General features: G+C 55.9%; 16 protein-coding genes. 14 read left to right on the plus strand and 2 right to left on the minus strand.

The genetic code is table 11. The features are described 5' to 3' along the window. Nucleotides 1-190: 190 nt before the first annotated feature. The 7 genes from helD (at nucleotide 191) to AC27KL_RS07420 (ending at nucleotide 10591) form a co-directional block, all read left to right on the plus strand. Complete coding sequence (gene helD, locus AC27KL_RS07390; protein ID WP_487169311.1) at nucleotides 191-2545, plus strand: RNA polymerase recycling motor HelD; 2355 nt, start codon at nucleotides 191-193, stop codon at nucleotides 2543-2545. A 123-nt stretch (nucleotides 2546-2668) separates the two neighbouring features. Next, nucleotides 2669-3940, plus strand: coding sequence for a bacillibactin exporter BcbE (gene bcbE / locus AC27KL_RS07395; RefSeq protein WP_487169312.1), 1272 nt, complete (start codon nucleotides 2669-2671; stop codon nucleotides 3938-3940). Between the two features lie 574 nt (nucleotides 3941-4514). Beyond that, on the plus strand, nucleotides 4515-6581 hold the full coding sequence (locus AC27KL_RS07400; protein ID WP_487169313.1) for a bifunctional aldolase/short-chain dehydrogenase: 2067 nt from the start codon (nucleotides 4515-4517) through the stop codon (nucleotides 6579-6581). Between the two features lie 176 nt (nucleotides 6582-6757). Beyond that, nucleotides 6758-7507, plus strand: coding sequence for a (Fe-S)-binding protein (locus tag AC27KL_RS07405; RefSeq protein ID WP_487169314.1), 750 nt, complete (start codon nucleotides 6758-6760; stop codon nucleotides 7505-7507). Next, on the plus strand, nucleotides 7485-8984 hold the full coding sequence (locus tag AC27KL_RS07410; RefSeq protein WP_487169315.1) for a LutB/LldF family L-lactate oxidation iron-sulfur protein: 1500 nt from the start codon (nucleotides 7485-7487) through the stop codon (nucleotides 8982-8984). Before AC27KL_RS07405 ends, AC27KL_RS07410 begins: the two co-directional genes overlap by 23 nt. A 2-nt stretch (nucleotides 8985-8986) precedes the next feature. Then, nucleotides 8987-9712 (plus strand): LutC/YkgG family protein, encoded by a 726-nt coding sequence (locus AC27KL_RS07415; protein WP_339321433.1) that lies wholly within the window; start codon nucleotides 8987-8989, stop codon nucleotides 9710-9712. A gap of 117 nt (nucleotides 9713-9829) precedes the next feature. Further along, the gene (locus AC27KL_RS07420) at nucleotides 9830-10591 is read left to right on the plus strand and encodes a DeoR/GlpR family DNA-binding transcription regulator (protein WP_339321432.1); all 762 of its coding nucleotides are present in this window, start codon (nucleotides 9830-9832) and stop codon (nucleotides 10589-10591) included. Between the two features lie 158 nt (nucleotides 10592-10749). On the opposite strand, the gene AC27KL_RS07425 is transcribed toward AC27KL_RS07420, so the two are convergent. Next, entirely contained in the window at nucleotides 10750-12612 is a 1863-nt protein-coding gene (locus tag AC27KL_RS07425) for an LTA synthase family protein (protein ID WP_487169316.1), read from the minus strand. Nucleotides 12613-12743: 131 nt separating this feature from the next. Then, nucleotides 12744-13346 carry a TetR/AcrR family transcriptional regulator gene (locus AC27KL_RS07430; protein WP_487169317.1) on the minus strand — a complete coding sequence of 201 codons (603 nt, stop codon included), beginning with the start codon at nucleotides 13344-13346 and terminating at the stop codon, nucleotides 12744-12746. 168 nt (nucleotides 13347-13514) lie between these two features. Between AC27KL_RS07430 and AC27KL_RS07435 the strand changes: the two genes are divergently transcribed. The 7 genes from AC27KL_RS07435 to AC27KL_RS07465 all read left to right on the plus strand — a co-directional run bounded on the left by AC27KL_RS07435 (nucleotide 13515) and on the right by AC27KL_RS07465 (nucleotide 20755). Next, complete coding sequence (locus tag AC27KL_RS07435; protein ID WP_487169318.1) at nucleotides 13515-14399, plus strand: ABC transporter ATP-binding protein; 885 nt, start codon at nucleotides 13515-13517, stop codon at nucleotides 14397-14399. A 1-nt stretch (nucleotide 14400) separates the two neighbouring features. Continuing rightward, nucleotides 14401-15213 (plus strand): ABC transporter permease subunit, encoded by an 813-nt coding sequence (locus AC27KL_RS07440; protein ID WP_339321428.1) that lies wholly within the window; start codon nucleotides 14401-14403, stop codon nucleotides 15211-15213. Nucleotides 15214-15455: 242 nt separating this feature from the next. Then, nucleotides 15456-15917 carry a DinB family protein gene (locus AC27KL_RS07445; protein ID WP_487169319.1) on the plus strand — a complete coding sequence of 154 codons (462 nt, stop codon included), beginning with the start codon at nucleotides 15456-15458 and terminating at the stop codon, nucleotides 15915-15917. A 196-nt stretch (nucleotides 15918-16113) separates the two neighbouring features. Beyond that, nucleotides 16114-17052: a GNAT family N-acetyltransferase gene (locus AC27KL_RS07450; RefSeq protein ID WP_339321426.1), complete on the plus strand. Its 939-nt coding sequence runs from the start codon at nucleotides 16114-16116 to the stop codon at nucleotides 17050-17052. A gap of 116 nt (nucleotides 17053-17168) precedes the next feature. After that, nucleotides 17169-19031, plus strand: a complete 1863-nt coding sequence (locus AC27KL_RS07455; protein WP_487169320.1) for an anaerobic ribonucleoside triphosphate reductase — start codon at nucleotides 17169-17171, stop codon at nucleotides 19029-19031. Nucleotides 19032-19046: 15 nt separating this feature from the next. Continuing rightward, nucleotides 19047-19616, plus strand: coding sequence for an anaerobic ribonucleoside-triphosphate reductase activating protein (nrdG, locus tag AC27KL_RS07460; protein ID WP_487169321.1), 570 nt, complete (start codon nucleotides 19047-19049; stop codon nucleotides 19614-19616). A 221-nt stretch (nucleotides 19617-19837) separates the two neighbouring features. Next, nucleotides 19838-20755: an EamA family transporter gene (locus AC27KL_RS07465; protein WP_487169322.1), complete on the plus strand. Its 918-nt coding sequence runs from the start codon at nucleotides 19838-19840 to the stop codon at nucleotides 20753-20755. Nucleotides 20756-20782: the final 27 nt, after the last annotated feature.

Raw genomic sequence — 20782 nt, forward strand, 5'->3', positions numbered from 1 at the left:
GAGTTGAATCGATTCCGGCCATTCAAAAAGGGGAGCCCATCGGCTCCCCTTAAACGTTTGATTTTCATGTTGGTTCTTGATAAAATAGAACATACGGCCCTACAAATGGGGCATTATGCACAGTGATTGCTTCTTCATTATAACATATGGGAAAGATATTGTCAAATATATAAAGGGGATGAAGACAGGCATGGACTTGAACGATCAGGATTGGCAGGACGAACAACGGCGGGTCGATTCGGTTACCCGGAAAATCGCCGTCCGCAAAGAAGCGCTTGAGGCCGACGTGGGCGTCGTCCGGGGCGATGTCGTCGAGCTGCGCAAGGATTTCTGGGACGAAGTCCGGGTCAATTTCAGCAGTTCCGACGATCTGGGAGAAACGTCCACCAGCTTGCGTCAGCAATCCCAAGTGTTGTCCGAGCGCGAACGGGCGCACCTGCAGGCTTCGGAAACGCTGAAGAAGCTACGGCTGCTCGTCAAATCGCCGTATTTCGGACGGATCGATTTTAAGGAAGAAGGACAAACGCGAACGGAAAAAATCTATCTCGGCATCGCCTCGTTCCTTGACGACGATCAGGAAACGTTCCTCGTGTACGACTGGCGCGCCCCGGTATCCAGCCTCTATTACGACTGGGCGCCCGGCCCGGCTTCCTACGAGACGCCAAGCGGGGAAATCAGCGGCCGAATGGAGCTTAAACGCCAGTTCGTTATCCGCGACGGACGCATTAAGGTCATGTTCGACACCGGCGTCACCATCGGAGACGAGCTGCTGCAGCAGGTGCTCAGCCATTCTTCCGACAACCAGATGAAAAGCATCGTGGCAACGATCCAGAAGGAGCAAAACGCGGTGATCCGCAACGACAAAAGCCGGATGCTTATCGTTCAGGGAGCCGCCGGAAGCGGAAAGACCTCGGCCGCGCTCCAAAGGGTCGCCTATTTATTGTATAAATACCGGGAATCGCTAAAAGCGGATCAGGTGATCCTGTTTTCCCCGAACCCGATGTTCAACAGCTACGTTTCGACCGTGCTGCCCGAACTTGGGGAGGACAACATGCTGCAGACCACCTTCCAGGCTTATCTGGAGCACCGGCTCGGCCGGGATTTCGACCTGGAGGACGTCTTTTCGCAGATGGAGACGATTTTGAAGGCCGAGGAAGGTCCGTGGCTGAAGGTCAAACGCGCGTCGATCGCATACAAATCGTCTACGGCGTTCCTCGAAACGATACAGAGATACAAGGACCGCTTGGAGCAAAGCGGCATGAAATTCAAGCCGGTCCGGTTCAAAGGCCGTCTGATCGTTTCCGAGCAGGCGATGCAGGAGAAATTTTACGGCTTTGACCCGAGCGTCCGTCTTGCCAACCGCGTGGAACTGCTCAAGGATTGGCTGCTGAAGGAGCTTGCGCAGTTCGCCAAGCAGGAACGGAAGGAGCCTTGGGTCGACGAACAAATTCAGCTGCTTGACCCCGACGAATACCAGAAGGCATATACGCGCGTCCGCCGTAAGCAAGGGGCCAAAAGCGAAACCTTCGACGACTTTGACCGCGAACGCAGCCTGCTTGCGAAAATGGTCGTCAACGAATGGCTGAAGCCGGTGCGGAAATGGATCAAACGGATGCGGTTCGTGGACGTGAAGGCGATGTATCAGGAGCTGTGCCTGAACCGGGACTTGTTTATGAGCATCAGCGCGGACGGCAAGCTCCCGGAAGAATATGAGGAAATCGGCAGGCAGACGGTCGGGGAGATGAACGAAGGAAGGCTTCCTTATGAAGACGTAACCCCGTATCTGTATTTGCAGGATCTTCTGAAGGGGTTCCAAACCAACAACGTCATCCGCCATGTTTTCATCGATGAAGTGCAGGATTACTCCCCGTTCCAGCTGGAATACGTCAAGCGGATTTTCCCGCGTGCGCGGATGACGGCGCTCGGGGACCTGAACCAGGGGATCTATGCGCATACCGATGCGCTTGAAGGCAGCTTGGAATCGCTCAAAAAGCTGTACGGGGAGGAGTCGACCGAGGTCATCTCCTTGACGCGAAGCTACCGTTCGACGCTTGAAATCGTCGATTTCACGCGGAGCATGATGCCTGGGGGCGAATCGATCATTCCTTTCAACCGGCATGGGGAAAAACCCCGGCTGCATCTGGCGGGCGGCAGGGAAGAGCTGCATCGCGCCATCGTCGAGCATATCCAAAACCTGAACAGCCAAGGCTACGAGCATACGGCGATCATATGCAAAACGGCCGAGGAATGCGAGCAGGTCTACGAGGCTTTGAAAGAGCGTCTTCCGCTGAAAAAAATCGCCAAGACGACGCCGTCGTTCGTCACCGGGACCCTCGTGATTCCGTCCTATTTGGCCAAAGGCGTGGAATTCGACGCGGTGGTCATCTATGACGCCTCGGCGGACTCCTACAGCCGGGAATCCGAGCGCAAGCTGTTTTATACCGCCTGCACGCGGGCGATGCATCAGCTCCGCATGTTCAGCCTGGGCGAGCCTTGCCGCTTTATTCAGGACGCGGACCCGGATAAATACGTCGTCGAAACATAAACAGGCTGACCGAAATGCCGCCGTCCCAGCGTTTGCCGCTTGGGGCGGCGGTTTTGCATAGTTCCGGACAAAAGAAACCACAATATAACGAGTTGTTAACCGAACATAAAAGGTGGTTTAGTCATGGAAGACAAAAAATGGGACTTGGCGGCCTTAGCCTCCATTCCTTTAATCATGACCCTCGGCAACTCCATGCTGATTCCCATTTTGCCGCAAATTTCGCAGCAGCTCCATGTCGGTCCGTTCCAGGTCAGCATGCTGATTACCGTCTACGCGGTGGTTGCCATCCTTCTGATTCCGATCGCGGGTTATCTATCCGACCGCTACGGCCGGAAAACCGTCATCATCCCCAGTTTGATCATTGCCGCCGTCGGTGGAGCGCTTTCCGGAGTGGCAGCTTGGATGACGGAGGGGCTCGCGGCTTATTGGATTATCCTTGGCGGCCGTTTCCTTCAGGGCATCGGAGCGGCCGGAGCTTTTCCGATCGTGCTGCCGCTCGTCGGAGACATGTTCAAGGAAGAGGACGACGTCAGCAAAAGCCTGGGGATCATCGAAACTTCCAATACCTTCGGCAAAGTACTGAGCCCCATCCTGGGAGCGGCTTTGGCTAGCGTGATCTGGTATTTGCCGTTTCTGAGCATCCCGGTCTTATGCGTGATTTCATTGCTGATGGTTCTGTTTTTCGTCAAACCGCCTAAAAAGAAGGATGATGATGATCATTCGATCGGCAGCTTCCTTCGCGATACGAAGGCCATTTTGCACGAAAAAGGAAGATGGCTGTACGCCATTTTTGCGGTCGGCGGCATCAGCATGTTCATTTTGTTCGGCGTCCTGTTTTATTTATCCGAAACGCTTGAAAGCAAATACGGACTGGGCGGCGTCATCAAAGGGCTGGTGCTCGCGATTCCGCTTGCGGTGCTTTGCCTTGCGTCGTTTGTGGCCGGCAAAGTCATCGGGAAAAACAAGAAGCGGATGAAATGGACGGGATTCTGCGGCATGGCCGTACTGACCATATGCCTGGTCATTACCGGCTTCAGCGCCCAAATCATCTTCGTCGTCGCGTTTTTTTCGTTATGCGGAGCCGGAATCGGCACGGTCCTGCCATGCATGGATGCGCTGATCACCGAAGGCATAGACGAGAAGCAGCGCGGAACCATCACGTCCCTCTACAGCAGCATGCGTTTCATCGGAGTGTCCTTGGGCCCGCCGGCGGTTTCCCTTCTCATGAAAACAAACCATTGGGTTTTGTTCGGCGTGATGGCTGCGGTGGGCGCGGTCGGGGGATTGCTGACGCTGTTTGCGGTCAAACCGGAGGAGAATAAGACGGATACCCCGACGGAAAGCAAATTCAAGCCACCCGCAGGCATGGCCGTAAAACGGGCCAAGGCCAGGTAAGCTCTGCGAAAAAAACGCCAAAAGATAGTCATGTCTTCAGGCGCCGCCTTATACAATATAGTGATGTCCCCGTCCCTTGCGCCATTTGTTCCGCGGCTTGGCGTTTCAAGCGGCCGTGGAACGCCGCCCTAACCTTGGCCGGGAGCCGGCCCGCGTCATGGAGGACAACCGGCGGAACTACGAAAACGCACCCGTGCAACGCGGTATCCCATGCCGATACGGACGAATGATGCATCGCTTCAGCACTCTTTCCGCGGCCCCATACGATGGTCGGGCTCCCGTCGTTCCAAGGGAGGGACATCCGGTTCGATGGGAACGGCCCCAAAATGATATTTTGGGGCTTTTTTGCGGTTACATGTTCGGATCGGGCTTATGTTCATAGATCTGCTGCCAATCATTCAAAGACGCGACCGCATTCCGGTTTCCGTCTTTTTTTTGTTTTTTCGTTTTATGCGAATGAATCAAATAAAAGAACAAAAAAATGGGTGCCAAAACAAACGTCATCTGTTATAATCAAGTAAATTCAAACATAAACAAATGAAAACAAAACAATTCGGTACGGGAGGCATCATTCATGGTTCAAAGTCTTTGGAATAACGCAGAAGCATCCAAACATAAAGCGGGCGTGGAAGAGCTCGTATACCGCTCCAACCTGATCGGCAGCGACCGGAGCGTATGCAACTGGGGAGGCGGCAATACCTCGCTGAAAACGGTGGAAAAGGATTTTCGCGGCCGCGATGTGGAGGTCATGTGGGTGAAGGGCAGCGGCTCCGACCTGGCGACGATGAAAGCCCAGCATTTTACCGGACTTCGGCTTGAGGATATCCGGCCGCTGATCGAACGCGACGAAATGCCGGACGAAGAAATGGTCGCATATTTGTCCCACTGCATGATCGACAGCAAACATCCGAGAGCTTCGATCGAAACGCTGCTGCACGCGTTCCTGCCTTACCCGCACGTGGACCATACCCATCCGGACGCCATCATCAGCCTGTGCTGCGCTGATAACGGCAAAGAAATCGCGAAAGAAATTTACGGGGATACCTTCGTGTGGGTGCCGTACATCCGTCCGGGCTTCACGTTATCGAAAATGATCGCAGAAGGCGTCAAAAACAACCCGAACGCCCAGCTCGTGCTGATGGAAAAACACGGCCTCGTCACTTGGGGCGAAACGTCGGAAGCGTGCTACAACCAAACGATCGCGATGATTCAAAAAGCCGAAAGCTACATCAACGAACGGATTCAAGAGGATCGGGTGTTTGGCGGACGCCAAGCGGAAACGCTGCCGGAAGAGGAGCGCAAAGCCATCCTCGCGGAAGTGATGCCGGTCATTCGCGGCGCGGTCAGCGACGGCAAAAAAATGATCTGCACGTACGATGACGGGGACGACGTGCTCCAGTTCGTCAACAGCAAAAACGCCAAGGAGCTTTCCCAAGTCGGCGCAGCTTGCCCGGACCATCTGGTGCATACGAAACGCGTTCCGCTGTACGTCGAATGGGCGCCGTCCACCGGGGCAGCCGGACTGAAGGAGGCCGTTCGCAGCGGAATCGAAGCCTATAAAGAGGAATATAAAGCTTATTTCGAACGGAACAAATACGAAGGCGACGTCATGTTCGAAGCGGCTCCGCGCGTAATCCTCATCCCGGGGATCGGCATGGTGAACACGGGAAAAAGCGTGGCGATGGCCGGCGTCAGCGGCGCGCTGTACCACCGCGCGATTGCCGTCATGAAAGGCGCAACGGCGCTGGGCGAGTTCGTGTCGCTGAACGAAAACGAATCCTATAACGTGGAATATTGGCCGCTTGAGCTGTATAAGCTGACGTTGGCTCCGGCCGAAGCGGAATTTTCCCGCAAAGTCGCCTTCATCACCGGGGGCGCTGGCGGCATCGGCAGCGAAACGGCGCGGCGCCTCGTTTCCGAAGGGGCTCACGTCGTTTTGGCCGACCTCAATCTTGAAGGAGCCGAGAAGGTTGCGGCCGAAATCAACGCGCAGTATGGCGAAGGACGGGCCAAAGCCGTAAAAATGGACGTCACCAGCGAAGAAATGGTGATCGCGGCGCTGGGCGAAACGGCGCTGGCATACGGCGGCGTGGATATTATCGTCAACAATGCGGGGCTGGCGACTTCGAGCCCGTTCGACGAAACGTCGCTCAAGGAATGGAACCTGAACATGAACGTGCTGGGCACGGGGTATTTCCTTGTGGCACGCGAAGCGTTCAAGCAAATGAAAGAGCAGGGGCTCGGCGGCAGCATGATTTTCGTCGGCTCGAAAAACTCCGTTTACGCAGGCAAAAACGTGACGGCCTACAGCTCGGTCAAAGCGCTTGAAGCGCATCTGGCACGCTGCATCGCCGCCGAGGGCGGGGAGCACGGCATCCGCGTCAACACGATTTTGCCGGACGCGATCCTGCAGGGCTCCGCGATCTGGAATTCGAACTGGCGCAACGAGCGCGCCGCGGCTTACGGCATCGAACCGGACCAGCTGGAAGAGCATTACCGGAAGAGAACGACGCTGCTCGTCAATATTTATCCGAAGGACGTGGCGGAAGGCATCGCCTTCTTCGCATCGTCGAAAGCCGAAAAAACGACGGGCTGCATGCTGACGATCGACGGCGGGGTGCCTGCCGCGTTCACGCGCTGATTCCCGGTTTGCGCCTGGCTCACGATTATCTTATGATCCCATGAACAACGCAATCCCCGCCATGTCCGAAAAGAGCGCCGTACACGCCTCGTCTCGGGCATGTGGGGATTGATTTTCTATCCGGGCCATGGGCCGGCTCGAATGTTGCGCTTAGCGCAAAGGAGGAGAATGCTAGGATGAAAGTGTCGCTTTTTATTACCTGCATCAGCGATGCGCTGTTTCCGCCGATCGGCGAAGCGATGACGCAGCTGCTTGCCCGATACGGCGTCAGGCTGGATTTTCCGAAGGTGCAGACCTGCTGCGGCCAGCCGGCCTTCAACAGCGGTTATTGGGACGAAGCAAGAGCTTCGGCCAAAACGATTTTGGAAGCGTTTGACGACAGCGATTTCGTGATTGCGCCTTCGGGCTCCTGCACGGGCATGATCCATCATTATTATCCGAAGCTGTTCGAAAACGACGCCGCGCTGCTTGAAAAAAGCCGCCGGCTTCAAGAAAAGACGTACGAATTTACCCAATTCCTCGTCCAGGTGCTGGGCGTGACGGATGTCGGGGCGTATTTTCCGCATAAGGTGACCTACCATCCTTCCTGCCACGGCACGCGTCTGCTGGGGATCAAGGACGAGCCGATGGAGCTGATGAGCCATGTCGAAGGCATGGAATACGTTCCGCTTCCTTATGCCGAAGACTGCTGCGGTTTTGGCGGGACGTTTGCCGTCAAGATGAGCGAAATTTCCGGGGCGATGGTCGAAGAAAAAAGCCAGCATGTTCTGGAGACGGAAGCCGAGGTGCTCGTCGGCCTGGACATGGGCTGCCTGCTGAACATCGGCGGCAACCTGAAATTCCAGGGCAAGCCGGTCCGCGTGATGCATCTGGCCGAACTGCTGTACGAAGGGGTGAGGAACCGTGAGCAAACCGCAGGGGTCTAACGTCAAGGAGCGCGCAAGAACCGCTCTTCAAGATGAATTTCTGATCGATGCCGTCAAATTTACGACGGAAAGGCTGAAAAACGGCAAAAAAGCGGCGACGGCCGAACACGGCAACTGGGAGGAGTGGCGGGAGCGCGGCCGGCAAATTCGGGCCCACACGGTTGCCCATCTGGATTATTACTTGAGCCGTTTCATCGAAAACGCCCGCGCTCAAGGCGTTCACGTGCATTTTGCGCCGGAGGGGAAGGATGCGGCACGGATCGCCATGGACATCGCGAAGCACCGGGGCGCGAAATCGGTCGTCAAATCCAAGTCGATGGTGTCCGAGGAGGTCCACATCAACGAGGCTTTCGAACAAATCGGCATCGAGTCGATCGAAAGCGATTTGGGCGAATACATCATCCAGCTGGCCAACGAACCGCCTTCCCATATCATTATCCCGGCCATTCACAAAAACCGCCGCCAAATCGCGGAGCTGCTGTCGAAGGAAGCTGGGGAGACGCTGCCGCCCGAGACGCAGGTGCTTGCAGGTTTTGCGAGACGCAAGCTGCGCGACAAATTCCTTGAGGCGGACATCGGGCTGACGGGCTGCAATTTCGGCATCGCCGAGACGGGGACGGTCGTCATTTTCGAGAATGAAGGCAATGCCCGTATGGTCAGCACGGTGCCTAAAATCCAGATCACGCTGATGGGCATGGAACGGCTGATTCCGACATGGGACGATCTGGAAGTGATGGCCACGCTGCTGCCGAGATCGGCCACCGGCCAGAAAATGACCATGTACATGTCCGGCATTACGGGACCCAAGCGGACGGAGGACGGGGACGGCCCGGAGGAGATGCATGTCATCATCGTCGACAACGGCAGGTCGCTGCAGCTCGGGGACCCGGATTTCCAGGAGCTGCTCAACTGCATCCGCTGCGGCGCCTGCTTGAACGCTTGCCCGGTGTACCGGCATATCGGAGGCCACTCTTATCCGGGAACGTACAGCGGCCCGATCGGCGCGGTGCTGACCCCGGCACTGAACAAAAATGCGGAGGAGTGGCATGACATCGCCAATGCGTCCAGCCTGTGCGGCGCCTGTTACGAAGCCTGTCCCGTCAAAATCCCGCTTCACGACATGCTCGTATACCTGCGCAACCGGAAAGTGGAGCGAGGAGTGACCGCGCCCGGCGAAAAAATGGCGATGAGAGGCTTCAAAATGCTGATGGGCAGCCACGCCTGGTTCGAGAGGGCGGTAAAAGCAGGGCAGCTGGGCCAAAAGCTGCTGGTTCGCGGTGGAGTCATCAAATCCAGGATCGGCCCGCTCGGCGGCTGGACGGCGTACCGCCATATTCCGGCGCTGCCTAAAAAATCGTTCCGGGAGCAGTGGACGAAAGTGACGGCGGAGGCCGAAAAGTCGTTCAAGCCGATGACGGATGAAATGAAGTCCCGCATGGAAAAGATCGTTCAGTCGCGGGCGAAGGGAGGGTATTAAACATGGCCAAATCCGATCCGGAATTTCTTGCCCGGTTAGACCGCGAATCGCGGGAGGCGGAAAAGCGGTTTATCGGCAACATCGCAAACAGGCTGGGAAGACCGGCCGCCGGTCCGGCTCCGGTGCATCCGTACCGGGGGGCGCCGGATTTTTGGTCCTCCTATGAGCTGGGGACCGAAGAGAAAATCGGTCGTTTTATGGACAATTGGCGGGCTGCGGGCGGTTATCCCGAGCGAATCGCGTCCATGTCGGGCGTGCCTGAGGTCATCGCCCGCATCGCCAAAGAGCGGCAGGCGCGGTCGACGATCCGGCAAAACCTGCCGGAGCTCGCAAGCCTGCAGCTGGAGAGCGTCCTGCCCGAGCTTTCGCATCACGCCTGGAACGGCCGGGATCCCGAAGGCTCCCTGAACATTTGCGAGCAGGCGGACGTGGGCATCGTCCTCGCGGATCATGCGGTGGCTTATACCGGCACGATCGTCGTTGCGTCCTCCGCGGACAAAGGCCGCTCGGTATCGCTGCTGCCGAACGTGCTTATTGCCGTGATCCCGGCGGAACGCATGTACACTCGGCTCGGCGAGGCGATGAGCCGAGTCGCAAGCATCCCGGCCGAACGTTTCCCGGCCGGAGTCCATTTTATTTCCGGACCAAGCCGATCGTCGGACATCGAAAACGACCTCACGATCGGCGTGCACGGCCCGGGCGCGGCCTATGCGCTGATCGTCGGATAGACCGGTAGCGGGACATGCGCCTGCATCCTGAGATTTGGTATAATAGGTTTTGTTTTCATGAACATTCCAAGTTGTGATTCTGGCTGGCGGGAAGGCCGGCGATGAAAGAGGGTAGCTATGTTAGTTGCGGAAAGATACGATAAAATCGTAAGCCTCGTCAACGAAAGAGGCAGCATCCGGGTATCCGAGCTCAGCGAGCTGTGCGGGGTCACGGAAGAAACGATCCGCCGCGATTTGGACCGTCTGGAGCAGCAGGGCAAGCTTCGGCGCAGCCACGGCGGGGCGGTGAGCGTCAAGGAGACGCAGGCCGAAACCCCGTATTTCGAGCGGGAAGTCATGCACCAGGAAGAGAAAAAGCGCATCGCCAGAGCGGCTGTCGCCCGGATCGAACCGCATGACCGGATCGCGCTGGACGCCAGCTCGACGGCATGGTACATGGCATCGATCCTGCCGGATGTTCCGCTGACGGTGCTGACGAATTCGATCAAGGTAGCGTTGGAACTATCGTCGAAGGAAAAAATCGAGGTGATCTCGACCGGCGGCATTTTGGCGGCAAGATCCCTTTCATATGTCGGTCCGATGGCTGAGCGCAGCCTGGAGGCCTATTACGTCGAAAAAGCGTTCGTTTCGTGCAAAGGGGTGCACCCGGAGCGGGGCATCAGCGAATCGAACGAACTGCAGGCCATGGTCAAGCATAAGCTGATCAAGCAGGCCGCCAGCGTGTATTTATTGGCCGATGCCAGCAAAATCGGCGTGCAGGCTTTTACGCATGTGGCCGGATGGGAAGAGATCGATGCGGTCATTACGGACAGCCAGATCGAAAGCGCCGATGCCAAGCTTCTGCGGGAAAAAGGGATCGAGCTGATCGTCGCGGAGTAAGCGGTTCATGGATTGCATATAAACGAAAGGCTGCGTAAAAAGCGCCTGTTGGGCGTTCTTCGCGCAGCCCGGCTTCCATCAAAAAACACGGGCATCCTTCAAATCGGATGCCCGTGTTTTTTGCGCTGCCCTAAAAAAAGGAAAGGAACGCATCGCCGTTATTCCCGTTTCGGCAGCAGCTTGACGTATTCGTCGGACAATTTCATTTGCGACAGGTTATAGTCGTAATCTGGTTTGTACTTGGCGAAATCGGCGACGGGTTCAAGCGTATCCAAATCGGTCGCGCTGCCGTCCTCGAACGTTTTGCCCGGGACGTACAAAATGTCGTCGTTAAAGAAGGAACCCGTCGGCAAATAATACCGGCTGCCGACGATGTTATGGTCGATGTTCAGCAAATCGTGGCCGAACGCGGTAAAGTTTTCTTCCTTCAGCGAGATGCCGAGGAGGTTGGCGAGCGTCGGCAAGATGTCCACCTGCCCCCCGACCTGCTTCACTTCCTGTCCCTGCACGCCGGGCACGTGGATCAGGAGCGGGATGTTGAACCGGGTGACGCGCGGATCGTATTTGATGCCAAGCGCCTGGCTGATCATCGCCGGATCGTTATCCTGCGGCTGCAGGCCGAAATGATCGCCGTAGATGACCAGGACGGTGTCGTCCCACATGCCGTTTTGCTTCAATTGATCGATCAAGGTTCCGATCGCGTAATCCGTGTAATTGACGGCAGCCAAGTAATTGCCGAGCTGCGTCCCTTTCAAGGCATCCGGGATGCCGATTTTCATTCGGTCCTCGGGCACGTTGAACGGAAAATGGCTGGACACCGTCACGAACTGCGCGTAAAAAGGTTTTTTCTCCCGATGAAGCTTGGAGAGCGTTTGGATGCCGAATTTGTACAATTCCTCGTCCGAAGCGCCAAATTCGTTAAAATGGTCGTTTTTATAATACGGCTTGTCGTAGTAATGGGTAAACTTCAAGGCCGGGTACAGCTTGTCCCGGTCCCAGAACTTGACGTCGTTCACATGGAAAGTGGCCGATTCGTAATTTCTTTTTTCGAGCAGACGCGGCATGCTTGGAAGCACGCGGTCTCCGTAACCCGTCGACATGGCCACGGCCGCCGTCGGATAAATCGAGGTGTTGCTCATGAATTCCGCATCGGAGGTGTTGCCTTGGCCGATCTGCTGGAATACCCGCGAGAAATAGAAGCCGTCCTTGGAAAGACCGTTCAGCACCGGCGTCAGCTCCTGGCCGTTCAGAGACAGATGGATCGGGAAGTTTTGGAAAGCCTCCATCTGAATGACGATGACGTTTTTGCCTTTGGCGGCCCCGAAAAATTTCGGCTGCGCTTGCGGATCGTCCTGGTATTTGAACATGGCTTCCTTCGATTCGATTTTCTTGACCGTATCCTTGATATTGCCGGAAGCGACGGCGACGGCTTCTTCCTTGGCTTTGAGCCCTGCGGCTACCTGGTAATTAAAAAAACCGAGATGCTCCGCTTGGAGCACTTCGTTCGTGATGCCCCGGTCTTTGACGATAAACCATGCCGTCGCGGCAAGGGCGACCACGCCGACGATCGCCGGCCATCTTTTGCGCAAAGGAGCGGACATGCTTGGCTTTCGTCCCATCAGCTTGCCGACGATCCAAACCAGCGTGATGACGACGATATCGGCAAAAAAGAGGTAGTTCGCCGTTTGGATGGTCGACTGCACGCTGTCCTTGATCCCGCCGACCTGCTTCAGCTCGGAAAGGGCTGTATAAGTCGGAACGGTGTTGAAATGCTGGAAGTACACCGCCGAGGCAAAAAAGATCAGCGAGCACAGCACATTGAAAATCCAGTACACGATCCCTTTCGCTTTGGAAGGGACGATGAGCTCCAGCAAGGACAGAAGAACCAGCAGCGAAGCGGCATCGGCCGCGATCCGGCTCCACATGATCTCGTGGAAGAAAAAATAGCGCAAAAGCAGAAGCTTCAGCAGCAAAAGAATGAAAATCCCGACGACGGGCGTTTTTGGTTTTGATGATCGCATGGAAAAGTCTATCATTCGGGCTCCTTTCCTGGAGTTTGTTAATTTTTTCCTGACTCCTTGTTAACCAATACTATATAAGTTTTTTTACACGATGAAAATACTAAATTAACATACAATTTACGTTCTGTTAATCAATTTTGGGACTTGGGACCACATATGCCATAAAAAAACACGTGCACCATTTCCTCGACGAGTTTGTCCAGATCCTCGCTGTTTTGCGTCGATTCGAGCATGCGCGCGGAAGAATCGTAAAGCATGTTCAAATACAAAATGACCGTTTCGACCGATATGCCTTCGGAAATCTCCCCGTTTGCTTTCGCTTTGCCGGCCAGTTCCGCCATGAGCGGCAAACTCCGCTCCTCGTAATTTTTGCGGACGAGCTCCTGGATTTCCGGGTCCTCCTGCACCAACTCCGCCAAGACGGAAGGGTGGAGGGTATGGGTGTTATTTTTCTTTTGCAAAACGATGTATTCGATCTTTTCCTTCAACGAGACGTTCGCGCGGACGACGGATTCGAATTCATCTACGGCGCTTTGGACGTAGTCCCGGAATACCTCGCGGATGAGGGCTTCCTTGCTGCCGAAATAATTGTAGATCGTTACCTGCGAAACGCCGGCTTCCCCGGCGATGTCCGCGATGCGGATTTGCTTGGGGCTGCAGGAGGCGAGCATCTTTAATGCCGTCTCTTTAATGCGGTTTTTAATCTGCTGTGCTCTGCGTTCAAAGCCGTTCACGTTTGTATCAGCTCCATTTTCCGGCTTTCGCCGCCTAATAATGAAATTATAACACATAAATATTTCATAACTCTATTGACGGGAATATCCTTCCGGCGTATGATCTGGTTATGAAATATTCGGGATACAATATTTCATAATTTTATTCCCGAGCGGGAGGCGCTGGCTATGCTTACGGTGTCACATGTAACGAAGGTATTTCCAGGGGGGAAAGGGATATTCGATATTTCTTTCACCGTGGAAAAAGGGGAAGTATTCGGCTTTCTCGGTCCGAACGGGGCCGGCAAATCCACGACGATCCGCCACATCATGGGTTTTATGAAACCGGCACAGGGAACCGTGCGGATACGGGATCTTGATACGTGGAAAGATCAAGGGAAATTTCAAAAGCTGGTCGGATATTTGCCCGGAGAAATTGCCTTTATGGAGGGCATGACGGGGAAAACCTTTCTGGATTTCATGGCGAAGCTGCGCGGCGGGGTTGATCCTAAGCGCAGGGCCGAGCTCGTGGAGCGGCTGCAGTTCGATGACCGCACGCCGATCCGGAAGATGTCCAAGGGCATGAAGCAGAAGGTAGGCATCGTGGCCGCTTTTATGCATGAACCTGAGGTGATCGTATTAGACGAACCGACCTCAGGCCTGGATCCGCTGATGCAAAGGGTGTTCATCGAGCTTGTTCTGGAGGAAAAGGCCAAAGGGACGACGTTTTTGATGTCCTCGCACAGCTTTCCGGAAATCGAGCGGACTTGCGACCGGGCGGCCATAATCAAGGACGGGAAGCTTATCGCCGTAAAAAACATCCATGAACTCCAGGCCGAGCAGCGGAAGCTATTCGAGGTCTCCTTCGAGGATGCCGGGGACCGGGATGCGTTCCTTGCCAGCGGCCTGAAAATCGAATCCTGCAAAGATAACCGGGTGCGCGTCGCGGTACAGGGGGATTATAACCGGTTCGTCCAGGAAACGGCGAAATACCGGATCCGCAGCATCGACGTGGCTTCGCAAAACCTGGAGGACATTTTTATGGATTATTACGACCGGACGGGAGGCAAATGACATGAACGCTGCGCTGTATGGGCAAATGCTCAAAAATCATCTGCAGACGATGACGAGTTACGCGTTTGGTTCGGCTTTTTATATTTTGCTTATGTTTTGGGTTTACCCGAGCATGGCCATGCAATCGGAAAACCTCAATGCGCTCATCGCGTCGATGCCGGAGGGACTAAGCAAGGCGTTCAGCCTGGAAAACGGGTTCGGCAGCGTCGAGTCGTTTATTTCCGGCGAATATTACGGGCTGCTGTTCGTGCTGATCTTGTCCATTTTCAGCATCACCACGTCCACCCAACTGATGGCCCGTCTCGTCGATCAAGGCTCGATGGCCTACCTGCTGGCCGCGCCCACGACCCGGATCAAGGTGGCTCTTACGCAGGCCGTCGTCCTGCTGACGGGATTATTCATCATTTCGCTTGTTACGACGCTTGCCGGATACGGCGGGTATGCCTGGTTTATCGGGGATGTCAGCGAGCTCGACTCCGGAAGGTTTTTGCTGCTGAATCTGGGCGCGTTCCTGCTGTTTTTTGCGGTTTGCGGCATCAGCTTTTTGGTGTCCGCGGTTGCGAATGACGAAAAAAGGGCGCTTGGCATCTCCGGGTTCATCGTATTCGGGTTTTTCAGCTTGAATTTGGCGGGCAAAATCAGCGACAAGCTTTCCTGGATGCAGCATGTTTCCTTGTTTTCTTTAATTGACACCGCGGACATCGTCAATGGAACGCTTCATTGGACGCCGGTGGTCCTTATTTTGCTGGCGGTCGGCTTCGCCGGTTTTGCGGCCGGGATCGTTTGGTTCAGAAAAAGAAATTTGCTGCTGTAATTCCGAACGGGGGATGAAGCACGGGAAAGGAGACGCGGGCGTCGGCGTCGGAGGCGTTCCATTCGGATCTTGCGATACGGTGCGCCCGCTTTCCCGTTATCCCCGATATTTTACGGCCATCTCTGCCATCATTAGCCTTTTGCACGCCCGAAACCAAACAAACGTTCTTGCTTGGTTCCGGATTCGATGGTATGATCAGGAAAGGAATCAACCATTTCTTTCTTTTGACAGGGGGATATTCGATGAATACGAAGCAGGAGAAACTGGAAGCTTTTGCCGAGCTGATCGGGTTCGCCGAATCGCTGGAGCGTTTGAGCGAAGAGCAGTGGGCGGGGCCGGTCGCGGAAGGCAAATGGTCGCCGCGCGACATCATCAGCCATATGATGCTGTGGGACAGATATTTTCTGGAAAATGCGGTACGGCCCATGGCGGAGCATCGGCCGATGACGCTGAAGCCGCTCGATTTCAACGAGTTCAACCGCGACGCCGCGGCTTACGGGCTGACCCAGAGCAAGCAGGATTTGATCCGGCAAACCGTGGAAGCGCGCAGGCAGCTGGTCGAGGTCATCGAGGGCATTCCGGAATCCGAATTCGGCCATAAACATGAAGATAAGCTGTCGGTGGACGAATATTTGCTTGATTTTTTCGAACATGACCGCCATCACATGGCTCAAATCCATACATATTTAGCGAGTTTCGCATGATGCTGTTGTTACATAGCGAGGGCTGCATCCTTGGTCTCCAATCGAGACAAACAAGGGTGCGGCCCTTTTGCCGTTTCAGGCGAACCGGCGGCAAAGATTTAGAGGGTCCGGCGGCCAAATGGCATGAAACCGGTCATGCGGAACGTAATCTAGTAGGGAAGCTTTCTTTCGGAAGGCAGAAGGAGGTTCGCTTGGTATGGATCGCGAGACATGGCTGAAAAAGGCGTCTACGCTCAAGCTGACGGAGTCGCTTCATTTATGCCGGGCGGATGCCCCGGAATGGGAGCGGTACGTTCATGTTTATTATCATCAGGCGACGATCGCCTTCCGATGCCGGGAGAAGGAAAATTTCCTCTCCGGGGGCGATGAGCCTTTTTGGCTCGTAAAAGATCAAACCGTTGTCGGCGGGTTGGCCCTGTCGCCTTGGGCATTCCGGTATTTTTTTACGGTTCCGCCTTTTGGAGGGGGGGCCGAGGTAATTCGGCTGATCGCGCAAACATTGCGGCGGCAAGGCGGCAACGGGCTGCCGATTCAGGCAATGGAGGTGCCGGACGGCGACGCCGATGATTATATTCGGGCCGGCTTTCGGCCGGACCCATGCAGATTCCGGTGGATGCGGCGTCCGACGGCCGTATTCGAAGGCGAGCATCCCGAGATGATTTGGCGCCGGGCGGAAACCGCGTGCGATTCCGGGGAAACGAGGCTGAAGCTGGAGCGCGAAGCCGGGCTGTTTTTGTTTAAGCATGCCCAGGGCGGGGAGAGCGGAGAGAGAGGCGCCGTGTCTTTTCCGGAGACGCTGCTTCGGCTTCGGGAATTTGCCGCCCAAAGCCCGGAAGCCGTGCTGGAAGCCTCGGGCGCAGCGTATGACCGTGCAACGCATGCTTTGATCGGCGTTTGTTTGATCGGGTACTCGGAGGGCTGTCCGGTGATCGAAGCGCTGGCCGTAAGGCCGGGTTTTAGAGGCAAAGGGGTTGCGACAAACATGCTGAGGCGGGCTTTGACCGTTTTGGCACATCGCGGGGAGCCGATGCTCCGCGCCCGAATCGCGCACGGCCATCCGCTCGAATCGTTATGCCATCGGTTGGGCTTTATGCCGGGCCCCCTGTTTTGGCCGGCGATGACGTTTGACCGGTAAAGCAGAAATAGCTTTTCTCCAGGGTGTGACAATAGATATAGTGTTTGATTTTCAAATTAAATACTATATATGGTGTCGGGTGGATTAGCCATCCCATTTTGCGCCTTAAGGAGGAAGTGGAAATGAATGATCTCATCCAGGATCCGGCCGAGCGTCTCTGGCGTTCCTTTGACGATATGCTGCAAGACGGCAACCCGGATTTGCTTCAGGAAAACGCGAACGTGGACGGAAAGTCGCCCATGGGGCTGATGAGCAAATTTGCCAGCGAAAGCGCCAAAATGTACGCTGCCGAACAGTTATTGTCGCCGGAGGCCAAGGAAGCGATCGAACAAAATTTGATTTACCCGCATGATCTTGATTTTTATGCCTCGGGAACGACGACCTGCTGCCAGATTCCGCTCGGCAAGCTGCTCCGGGGCGGGTTCAATACCGGCCATGGCCATATGCGCGAGCCGCAGGACATCAAAAGCGCCATGGCGCTTGCCTCGATCATTTTGCAGGCCAACCAGAATCAGCAGCACGGCGGACAAGCTTTCCCGATGTTTGACGCCGACCTTGCGCCGTACGTGCGCAAAACCTTCGAGAAAAAGCTCCGCTTGCTGCGGGAGCTGCCGCTCCAAGACGATTTCGACCGGGAGCGCGAAGCCTGGAGCATGACCGAACGGGATGTGTACCAGGCCTGCGAGGCGTTCATCCACAATGCCAATTCGATGCATTCGCGGGGCGGCGGCCAGGTTCCCTTCATATCGGTAAATTACGGGACGGACACGTCCGAATGCGGCAGAATGCTGATCAAGCAGCTGCTGCTGGCGACCCAGCGGGGTCTCGGGCACGGAGAAACGCCGATTTTTCCGATCCAGATCTTCAAGGTGAAGTCAGGAGTGAACTTTCATCCGGGAGATCCGAACTACGACTTGTACCGGCTCGCGCTGGAAACGACCGCCCGCCGGCTGTTCCCGAACTTCGCGTTTCTTGATTCGCCGTTCAACAAAGCCTACGACCGGGGAACGAAGGAAAGCGAAGTGTGCTACATGGGCTGCCGGACGCGCGTGATGGGAAACGTGAACGGGGAGGAAACCGCCATCGGCCGCGGCAATTTGTCGTTTACGTCGATCAATCTGGTCAAACTTGCCCTTTTGTCCGCAGGCCCGGAAGAGTTTGACCGCCGGCTTGACGAAGCGATGGACGTGGCGGTACGCCAGCTTCATGAGCGCTTCCGGTACCAGGCGGGCCGGCAGGCCGGGAATTTCCGTTTTTTATATTCGCAGGGCGTATGGAGGGGCGGGGAGCATCTCCAGCCTCACGACCGGCTTGGCGACGTGCTGAAGCAGGGGACGCTGAGCGTCGGTTTCATCGGCTTGGCCGAAGCTTTGACGGCGCTTTTCGGCCGCCATCACGGACAAAGCGAGGAGGTTCAGCGGCAGGGGCTTCGGATCATCCGCCGCATGCGTGAACGGATGGACCGCGAAACGAAGGACAGCGGCTTGAATTTTACGCTGATCGCGACTCCCGCGGAAGGTTTGTCGGGGAAATTCGTGAAAAAGGACCGGATCGCGTTCGGCGCCATACCCGGCGTTACCGACCGGGATTATTACACGAATTCGTTCCATATTCCCGTTTATTTTCCGATCAAGGCGGCGGATAAAATCCGCTTGGAAGCGCCGTACCACGAGCTCTGCAACGCGGGTCACATTACGTACGTCGAAGTGGACGGATCGGTCATTCACAACACGGCCGCGCTGGATCGGATCGTGCGGTGCATGGCGGACAACCGGATCGGCTACGGTTCGATCAACCACCCGGTCGACCGCTGCAAAACATGCGGATTCAGCGGCATCATCGACGATCGCTGCCCGGCATGCGACGGCGTTCAGGTTGAACGGATTCGGCGGATTACCGGCTATCTGGTAGGCGACATGGACAAATGGAATTCGGCCAAACGGGCGGAGGAAGCCGACCGCCTGAAACACGGGAGATAAGGAGCGTGACGCGAGATGGGCAAACATCCGAATGACTCCTCGGCCGTTCTTCCAAACCCGGCGGAATACGTATGGATCATGGACGTTATTCATGACAGCGTCGTGGACGGGGAGGGGCTTCGCACCGTCATTTTTTGCGCGGGCTGTCCGCACCGCTGCCCGGGCTGCCATAACCCGGAATCCTGGCGTTTGCGCAGCGGCGGGCGGTGGAGCGTTGCCGAGCTCGTACTCGAAGCCGCGGGCAACCCGCTGACGGACATCACGCTGTCGGGAGGCGACCCGTTCCTGCAGGCGCGGGGGATGAGCCTGGCCGCCCGTGAGCTGCGGCGCCAAGGGAAGCATATTTGGGCGTATACCGGCTATACGCTCGAAGAGCTGCTTGCAAGCGGCGACCGCCATAAACGGGAACTTCTTGCCTGCTGCGACGTGCTGGTCGACGGACGTTTCGACCTTCGGCAGCGGGATTTGTCCGTTCCGTTCAGAGGGAGCCGAAACCAGCGGATTTGGGAACGGAGCCGCGGAGGTTGGAAAGAGATCTACCCGCTGGATCCGCCTGCCGGGACATCCTTTATTCTGGTAACGTAACTCATTGACGCCCCCGGAAGAATGTTTTAATATTCATTCTTGAAAGCACCAGGATACTTAACTTAAACATGACACGCAGCACCTGTCTTAAACTCCGATTCGTTCGCGAGTGGCGAAATTTTAACGGCGGTTTGAACCCGCCGGTTTCGTTCGCCCCCTGTCTATCCATGACGGGGGGCTTTTGGTTGTTGCGGAAGGCTGCATCAAAGGGGGACATATGCATGAACAAATTCAAATATTCGCTGCTGATATTGATCGGGGCGATCAGCTACGGGGTGCTGTCATCCATCATGAAGCTCGGCATGAAGGAGGGCTTTACGGTCAGCCAGATGCTGGGCGGGCAATACGTGTTCGGCTGGACGTTTTTGCTCATTCTCATGCTTCTGTTTTCGCGCAAAAAACTGTCGCCGAAGCAGTGGCTGACGCTGCTGGCCGTCGGCATCACCATGAGCGGCACGTCGGTGTTTTACGGTAAAGCCGTCGAACGGCTGCCTGCCTCGATCGCCGTCGTGCTTTTATTCCAATTCACCTGGATCGGCGTGCTGCTGGAAGCCGCTGCGGACCGCCGTTTTCCGAGCAAAAGCAAGATCGCTTCCATCATCGTTCTGATCGCCGGAACGCTGCTCGCCGGCGGGGTCATCGGGTCCAGCAGCGGAGCGCTCGACATGACGGGCGTGATCTTCGGACTGCTGTCGGCCTTTACGTTTGCGCTGTACATGTTCGTCAGCGGACGCGTTGAAACGAAGGTTCCCGCCTTCAATAAAAGCTTCTTTATGACGACGGGCTCCGGCGTCATCGTTTTGTCGGTATTTTCGCCTTCGTTTTTGTGGGATGGGGCGCTGGTCGACGGGTTATGGAAATACGGCGTCGCGCTGGGCTTCCTCGGCATTTTGATCCCCGTCGTGTTTTTTGCGATCGGCATGCCGAAGGTCGGCTCGGGAACCGGAGCGATTCTTGGCGCCGCCGAGCTGCCCGCGGCCGTCGTGGCTTCGGTTCTTCTCGTGCATGAACACGTAAGCGCCCTGCAATGGTTCGGCATCGTGCTCATTTTTATCGGGATTGCCATTCCGCAAATCCGGTTTTCCAGGAAAAAAACGCCGCCTCTGTACGAAACCCAGAAATCCGCGGCGAATTTGTGAACCCGCTTGCCGAGGCCCGATTAACGG

The sequence above is a fragment of the Paenibacillus sp. YAE3 genome, assembly GCF_057546105.1.

Bases quoted from the DNA above. Each gene is read 5' to 3' on its own strand.
- AC27KL_RS07400 (WP_487169313.1), top strand. From the start codon at position 4,515: ATGGTTCAAAGTCTTTGGAATAACGCAGAAGCATCCAAACATAAAGCG.
- AC27KL_RS07420 (WP_339321432.1), top strand. From the start codon at position 9,830: ATGTTAGTTGCGGAAAGATACGATAAAATCGTAAGCCTCGTCAACGAA.
- helD (WP_487169311.1), top strand. From the start codon at position 191: ATGGACTTGAACGATCAGGATTGGCAGGACGAACAACGGCGGGTCGAT.
- AC27KL_RS07450 (WP_339321426.1), top strand. From the start codon at position 16,114: ATGGATCGCGAGACATGGCTGAAAAAGGCGTCTACGCTCAAGCTGACG.
- AC27KL_RS07425 (WP_487169316.1), bottom strand. From the start codon at position 12,612: ATGCGATCATCAAAACCAAAAACGCCCGTCGTCGGGATTTTCATTCTT.
- AC27KL_RS07440 (WP_339321428.1), top strand. From the start codon at position 14,401: ATGAACGCTGCGCTGTATGGGCAAATGCTCAAAAATCATCTGCAGACG.
- AC27KL_RS07405 (WP_487169314.1), top strand. From the start codon at position 6,758: ATGAAAGTGTCGCTTTTTATTACCTGCATCAGCGATGCGCTGTTTCCG.
- bcbE (WP_487169312.1), top strand. From the start codon at position 2,669: ATGGAAGACAAAAAATGGGACTTGGCGGCCTTAGCCTCCATTCCTTTA.
- AC27KL_RS07445 (WP_487169319.1), top strand. From the start codon at position 15,456: ATGAATACGAAGCAGGAGAAACTGGAAGCTTTTGCCGAGCTGATCGGG.
- nrdG (WP_487169321.1), top strand. From the start codon at position 19,047: ATGGGCAAACATCCGAATGACTCCTCGGCCGTTCTTCCAAACCCGGCG.
- AC27KL_RS07435 (WP_487169318.1), top strand. From the start codon at position 13,515: ATGCTTACGGTGTCACATGTAACGAAGGTATTTCCAGGGGGGAAAGGG.
- AC27KL_RS07465 (WP_487169322.1), top strand. From the start codon at position 19,838: ATGAACAAATTCAAATATTCGCTGCTGATATTGATCGGGGCGATCAGC.
- AC27KL_RS07415 (WP_339321433.1), top strand. From the start codon at position 8,987: ATGGCCAAATCCGATCCGGAATTTCTTGCCCGGTTAGACCGCGAATCG.